Here is a 6,915-nt window from a genome sequence, read left to right as displayed (position 1 = left end):
AAATCACCAGCATTGCGCCTAAGGCCGTGCTTTATGTGGTGAGTCGGACGAGTCCTCTGTAGCAGCAGAGGACGGCGGCGAGTCCGAGGAAGGCCAGGTAGTTGCGGGGGCGGCATTCGTAGCGGTGGTTGAGTCTGCGGTAGCCGGTCAGCCAGGACAGCGAACCGCCCCCGCCGAACTCAAGCAACGCTGGCACACCCTGCAGCAGGTCGCCCTCGGTCCGAGCCGGATCAGCGACATCACCCATGCCGCCCTCGTACTCAACGGAATCAGGAAGTGATCACCGCTGAGTAAATGGCCGGGCACCCTGACCGTGATGACGCGGCTGCCCATCTCAACTACCGGACTTCCGTCGAGACCGGGGCGAGGAAGAAGAGGCACTGGGCCGCTTTGAATTCGCGTACCTCCGCAATGAAGCGGAACTTGTCGCCTACGCCGACGGTGGCGGGGACCTTCTTGCCGGTTAGGTTCAGGTTCCCGGTGTTCACGTCCTCGTACTTGAAGGCCGGGCCGACCGTCGTGTTCGGTCCCTCGTCGCCTTGGCCCAGAAGGAAGTCGTAGCGGGTCTTGTAGTCACCGTGGGGCGCCATGTGCCTGATCGAGCCGTTGAACGCGACCGTCTGGCCCTCATACCTGGTCGCGAAATCCAGGTTCGCTTCCCCGCACGTGTCCTCCGTCAGCAACAGCGCCGCGAACTCCGGGTTGTTCTCAGACGTGATCACCTCAGTGGCAGCCGACTCGGCTGCGGTCGGCGTCGCCGTCGCCGAAGGCTTCTCGCTCGCAGCGGCCATCGACTTGTCTGGCTCGTCCTTCTTCCCGTCTCCGTCACTGAGTGCAGAGGCAGCGCCGATGACGATGGCCAGGATCACGAAGACGGCGGCCGCCGAGCCGATCAGGAGCCACGGCTGCGGCTTCTTCGGCCGGCGGAAGTTGAGGGTGGAGCGAAGCATGCCCTGGGCCTGTGCAACGAGCTCCCAGCCATCCTTCTCCATCTTCGAGATCACCAAACCGTCGGTGCCGCGAACTGTCTGCACGGTCTTGTACTCGTACTTGATCTCGTTGGCCATGCGGCTCCGCGCCCCCCCCCCAAATGGACTGTTCATACCAACTGCCTCGCGAGCATAAGGGGACTCCGCGAGGAACTCGGCATCACCGACGTCAACCTCGGCTCCGAGCTTGCGATTCGGACTAACCTCGATCTTGCATGACGGTCCGTCGGTTCTTCCGTCGGGCCGTTTCGCTGTTGCGGGTTGGTTGTGGGAATGGTGGTGGCCCGGCTGTCGCGTCGGGTGGGCGCCGGGTTCCACTGCTCCGGTGGGGTGATGCTGCTTGGAGGGACTCGAAGGTGCTGGTCAGCCGGGGTTCGGCAGGGCGTGGAGCCGGTCGGCCGCTGCGCTGATCACGTCGGTCCAGGGCCAGTGCGCCGCGAGGCGGAGGTAGCGGCGGCGGCCGGTAGTGATGAGTTGTGCGGCGGCGGAGAACAGGCGGAGGCGAAGCTTCTTCGGTTCCCAGCGGCGGGTCCTGCCGGTCAGGGCGAGCATCGGCATCCAGGCCAGCAGGTCCAGGGCGAGCTGGACGATCTCCAGCCAGATCTGGTTCTGCGCGAAGCCGTGCAGGGGGAGGTTGCGCAGGCCGGTGGAGCGGGCGTCTCGGATGCGGTCCTCGCAGCGGGCACGCTGGCGGTGGCGCAGTTCGAGCCCGGCGATCGCGGTGCCGGGAGTGTTGGTGGCGAAGCAGGTCAGGCGCATGCCGTCGGCGTCGGTGAAGCGGAGTTGGGCTCCGGGGTGCGGGCGTTCCTTGCGGACGATCAGCCGCATCCCCTTCGGCCACCCCTGCAGGCAGTCCCCGCCGATCTCGGCCACCCAGGCGCCATCGCGGACCTCGCCGCCGGGCTCGACCGCCGGCGTCCAGGCAGTGGCCGGGACCTGAAGGACAGCCTGGTGGATGGCGTCGGTGATGGTCATGCCGACCGAGTACGACAGCCACCGGCCCCGCGCCGCGAGCCAGTTGACGAACTCGTGAGTGCCGCCGCCGGAGTCGGTACGGATCAGGGTGCGGCGCCCGCGCCGGTACCTCTTCGGGAGCTGGGCCAGGGACATCTGGGTGGCGGTGATGTGGTCGGCGGCGGTGTTGCTGCCCGCGTTCCCCGCTCGCAGCAGGCCGGCCACCGGCTCACCGGCCCCGCCCGACCCGTGGTCGACGAACACCATGATCGGATGGTGGCCGAACGTCCGCTTCCAGGTTGCCGCGGCGTCCTGCTTGTCCGAGTGCGCGATCACCAGCACCCCGTCCAGGTCCACGATCACCTGTCCGCCCTGGTCGGGGGCGGCATCACCGGCCAACGCCCAGACGTGTTCGCGGACCTGGGCGCGGGCCCGGCGGATCGCGGTCAGCGCGCGCTTCCCGCTCGTGGCGAGCGTGTCGATGAGGCGGGAGACCGTCGGGTCGGAGGCCACCGGTCCGAACACCGCCGGCTCGGCCCGCAGCATGGCGACATCGGACAGGCAATCCCCGCCCAGCGCCACCGCGAGCGCCACATCGAGCAGGATCCTGCCCGGATCATGCACCGTCCGCGCCCTGCGCCACGGCGCCAACGCGTCCGACATCACGCTGTCCAGGCCGGTCTTGCGGACCGTCTCCACCAGCAGCACGGCCCCGGCCTGCGAAACCACCCCGCGGCCACCGCCCTCGACACGGGCTCGGGGGTACGACCCGGTACTCTTCTTCACCTGAGGAGTGCAGCTTTCTTGAGAACGATCAGGACCCTAGACAAGTCCCATCGTTCCAGGTCAGAGGCACTCCTCGCTTATTTGATCAAGTCTCGGACACCCGCACTCGCGAAAGCGCGAGGCTAAGGAGCACTCGGTCGGGGGCAAGCCGGCTCGCCAGATCGAACGCTACTGTGTGACGGTTGTGGCGCCGTCCACCGTTAATCTCGCACTTGCCACCCAACCGGATGCGATTCGTGCCTGGCGCTGGTGGACCATCACCGATGTCCGCAGGACTTCGAGGATAATCCCCCTGTCAGCCTCGCGGACCTCGTCTCGCACTTCATCCAAGACTGCCCGGCGTCAGCTCCCGTTGAGCTGGACTGACGACTGCACCGGCATGGCGTGCACCGTCGTCTCGTCCTGGCCCTGCGCATTCGGCACGTTCGGTGGGCGGTACCCGGCGGGAAACGTCTCGACCGCCAGGTTTGCACGCACCACCTGGCGGCAGGCGTCCTCGTGACGGCGGTCCGGGAGTATTGGTCATGGGGCCGGGCCCAAAGGGGCGGCGGACGCGGCGCCGCCGAATCGGAGGACGGCCCGGGGGCCTTCTACGGGGTCCATGCGCCGCTGAACAGTGCCAATTCCAGTAGGTCGGGAGCGAGCGGCCAGTGCGTGGACCCGGCCAGCTGCCCGGTGGCGCCGTGTGCCCATCTCAGGTATACGTCGTAGCGGTGCGGGGTCCACCCGCCGTCGCTCCACAGCCAGGCAGCGAGCTTCGCGGGTTCCTCAAGCCCGATCTCCTCCCCCAGTCGTCTCGTGTACGCGCGCAGAACACGAGCTATGCGCTGGTCGAGGATGAGCGGGCGCGGCCCCGGCGCATCCACTACGGCGCCGCCGGCGAAGTAGATGAACTTGGTGAAGAACGCCGGTCCAAGGCCTGCGATCGCGCCGCTCAGCCTGCGGTAGCCGGCCACGGCGCCATCGGTCGCCAGCAGCGCAATAGCCTGTGCCAGCACCGCCTCAACCGGCGCTGGGCGCAGGATCTCACCCAGCCGGTGGGCCCCGTAGCCGATGTCACCCTGTCCCCAGACGTAGCTGGCGACGAGTGTCTCGGTCCAGCTCGCCGTTGCTGCCCCAGTCCGGGCCACCGCCAGCACCTGCGCCCGGCTCAGCGAAGTTGGCTTACGTCCGACCTGCTCAGCCAACCCCGGGGGCCACGGCCGGATGCCGGCCCAGAACCCCGGGATGTAGCGAACGGCGTGCTCGCCGGTCCCGTCCGCGTACGGCGCCCCGTCTCCGGCCAGCCAGGCTCCCAGATTTCCCACTGCATCCGAAGGAAGCGGACGCTCAAGCATCCGCGCGTCCAGTTCCCCGGCGCCCTCTCGCCATCCCATCCGAACCCTCTCCTTTGGTTCCACCAGTTCGCCGTGACAGCAGGCATCACCAATTCGTGACGGATTCTGTCCCGAGGAAGTGCACCCCGCACAAGTGCGGGACGGTTCAGCTGGTCTTGCGGGCGGAAAGTGGGCTGGAACCAGGTACGGCCCGGATACCAGGAACGTTGTCAGCACGAAGTCTGGCGGCCACAGCGCCGGGGCTGATCTCACCGGCCTCGTACTGGCTTGTGGGGATCGCCACTATCTGGGAAACCGCCAGGACGCTCCCGACCGGGAGACCGGCGAAGGCCTCTCGCATGTGGCGGGCGACATCGCGCCGGGACCGAGGCATCTGAACCGTCGCCGGCCTACCGACGGGGGTAGCCTCCCTCGCCCCCAGCCGGGGTGCCGGGAAGCCTGCAACCGAGAAGGTGGGCGCGCCTCCATCCGGGCGTTGCCAGCGCCGGGAGAACGCCTCGGACAGATGGTCAGCCCGGGCCAGGATGGTCTCCTCGTCCCACTGAGCAGGCAGGGAACGGTTCAACGAAAGTGCACTGTGCACGAGGATGTCGGATCTCTTGCGCTCCCAGGGACCATTGGAAACCGATGTGTTCAGTCTGCCGGTGAGCAGAGTCAGGTTTCCCACGGTGTGGAGGAGGGACTGCCTGCGCTCATGAACCTCGACGCTTCCGCGGCCTCCGCCCTCGGGAAGCGGCCAGTGTTCCTCCCAGGCCTGGGGCAGTAGGTGCTCGATCGTCAACTCCCCGTTGTGAACCTGTCGCTCGGTCTTGCCCGAATACAGCGAGTCCTCCAACTCGGCCAGCAGCAGCCGCATCCGGGTCCGCGTGAGTTGCTTGTACAACGGCTGGGACCGAAAGACATCTCGGATATCGCGATCGCGGGGCCAGAACCCGGAGTCGGTTTCCTGTCGGAGCAGAAAGTCCGCCACGACCGACGGGTCGTCCTTCGCCTTCAGCTCCTTGAGCAGTTCCAGGAAGAGCCGGTTGTAGTTCTTCGTCGTCAGGCGGCAGACGGTGCGTCGCACCAGGTAGGAGTCCAGGGTGGCCACCGCGCCGGCCCGGTCGTCCTCGTCGAAACGGCTCACCAGCCACAGGAGCACGGGCATCACGGTGTTGGCGTCCAGAACACCAACAGTGCGCAGAAAGCGGCCTTCCGGTGTCAGCGGCTGTTCCTCGGCCGTGAGCCGTCGGTAGGCACCTGCCCGCTCCACCAAGCGCCTCATCAGATTAACCAGGCCCATATCAGCGGCCTTGACGTACCTGCGAAAGGTCAGGAAGAGCTCGGGAGCCATCACCTCCTCGGCGAGTTCACCCGTCAGGTACTGCATGAGGAAGACGTCCAGGCGAGGCCGCTTCAGCCTTCCCTGCCGCACCTCCTTGCGCCAGTCAGGCGTCTCCAGCTGCGCCCACAGGTCCCTGTACAGCTCCTCCACCGGAAGCCCTTGCTCCTCCGCCTGCTGGAAGACCAGGTTCTTGACCAGGTCGGAGGCCTGCAACGGGGTGCCTCGGTCGTTCAGAGCCTCGAAGATGACCTGGGCGTTGTCCTCGGGCTTGAGATCGATAACGACCAACTCGAACTTGTCACGAAGCACGCGCACCAAGGCATCAAAGCCCTTGTCCAGCCTGCTTTCGTAGTTCAGCTCTTGTGCCCACTCGACCGTGCGGTTGCGAAAGAACCAGTACGCCTGGACGATCGCCGAGGCGCCCGGAGTGACGGGGAATGCGACGTCGACGGGCCGCCGGAGCCGACCGTCCATGACCATGCGGAACGAGTCACGGTCAATGTTGGTAGGCCACACCTTGTAGGCAGCATGCGGGTCGTCGGTCATGTCGTCGTCGTTGGCGGTCAGTTTGACGAGCGCACGTACGTACCTGTCCTGGACATCGAGCTCCCGTGCGACATCGCGGACCGCGGCAAGGAGAACCTGAAGTGTTGTCAGCCTCTGCTGTCCGTCGATGACCTGTCTGGCAGGCATCGACCCCGTGAGTGTCAGCAACTGATCCAGCACGACCGCACCAAGAAAGTGCGGATGAACTTCCTCATCCGCCATTCTTTGGTGGACCAGAGCGGTGACGTCCTCCCACAGCGGGCGCCAGTTCCGGTCCTCCGTCCAGACGTACGGCCTCTGGAAGACCGGCACGACGAGTCGCCGGTCCGGCCCGAACAGATCGCGCAGGGTCATCGATTTCGCTTCCACACTGTCCTCCAATAGGGGCTGGTCACACGAGCCGAGTACCTGCCATTGAGGTCCTCTCGGCCGATTCAGGGACTAGCGTCAACCCCGCAACCAGTGGCCCCCCCGCTCCACCGACCTACGGAAGCTGCCCCTGAAGCACACCGCGCACAACCGTGTCCGGCTCGAGATCGCGCAGATCACACGCAACCTCCCGGCCTGGATGCCGGTACTCGCGTTGACCAACCGGCACTCGGGCCACCATCCTGCCCGCGCACGGCCACAGCGTGCGACATGGGTCGTCGCCACCCTCGGCAGCCCAGCACGAATGAGCGTCAGGACTCGGCGGGCTCGATGGCCTCCTGTTTCGCCAATCTGTCCCGCAGCTTCTTCGCAACAGGTTTCACCTTGTTGTCCCAGAAAGGCTTGACATGAGGAGCGATGAGAATAGCGCCTACTACGGCCCCGCCGATGGCCAACTCTTTCCAACTGAGCTGAGGGTCATCGTCGCCACCACTACCGCTGTAGTCCACGATGGGCTCGGGCTCGGAAATGGCCTCTTCTTCAGCGGGAGACCCTCCGTCGTCGAAGCCACCGGGATTCGCTTCCATATCGTGACTGTTTTGGATGGTCG

5 protein-coding genes and 1 pseudogene are annotated in these 6,915 nt (G+C 66.3%); all 6 read right to left on the bottom strand.

Annotation, left to right across the window (positions count from 1 at the left end; genetic code table 11):
* Positions 1-31: 31 nt before the first annotated feature.
* Positions 32-163: pseudogene (locus J7E96_RS27815) on the bottom strand (IS5/IS1182 family transposase); the annotation flags it as partial.
* Positions 164-338: 175 nt separating this feature from the next.
* Positions 339-1,067: a DUF4839 domain-containing protein gene (locus J7E96_RS27810; RefSeq protein WP_215135041.1), complete on the bottom strand. Its 729-nt coding sequence runs from the start codon at positions 1,065-1,067 to the stop codon at positions 339-341.
* A 285-nt stretch (positions 1,068-1,352) separates the two neighbouring features.
* Positions 1,353-2,729 (bottom strand): IS1380 family transposase, encoded by a 1,377-nt coding sequence (locus J7E96_RS27805; protein ID WP_215135039.1) that lies wholly within the window; start codon positions 2,727-2,729, stop codon positions 1,353-1,355.
* A 590-nt stretch (positions 2,730-3,319) separates the two neighbouring features.
* The gene (locus J7E96_RS27800; RefSeq protein WP_215135037.1) at positions 3,320-4,105 is read right to left on the bottom strand and encodes a hypothetical protein; all 786 of its coding nucleotides are present in this window, start codon (positions 4,103-4,105) and stop codon (positions 3,320-3,322) included.
* Between the two features lie 106 nt (positions 4,106-4,211).
* The gene (locus J7E96_RS27795; RefSeq protein WP_215135035.1) at positions 4,212-6,290 is read right to left on the bottom strand and encodes a DUF262 domain-containing protein; all 2,079 of its coding nucleotides are present in this window, start codon (positions 6,288-6,290) and stop codon (positions 4,212-4,214) included.
* A gap of 326 nt (positions 6,291-6,616) precedes the next feature.
* Positions 6,617-6,915, bottom strand: a 299-nt coding sequence (locus tag J7E96_RS27790; RefSeq protein ID WP_215135033.1) for a hypothetical protein, incomplete at its 5' end; no start/stop codon positions are given.

It is taken from the genome of Streptomyces sp. ISL-96 (assembly GCF_018614035.1).
Taxonomy (GTDB): Bacteria; Actinomycetota; Actinomycetes; order Streptomycetales; family Streptomycetaceae; genus Streptomyces.
This window is presented reverse-complemented; position numbering and strand designations above follow the sequence as displayed.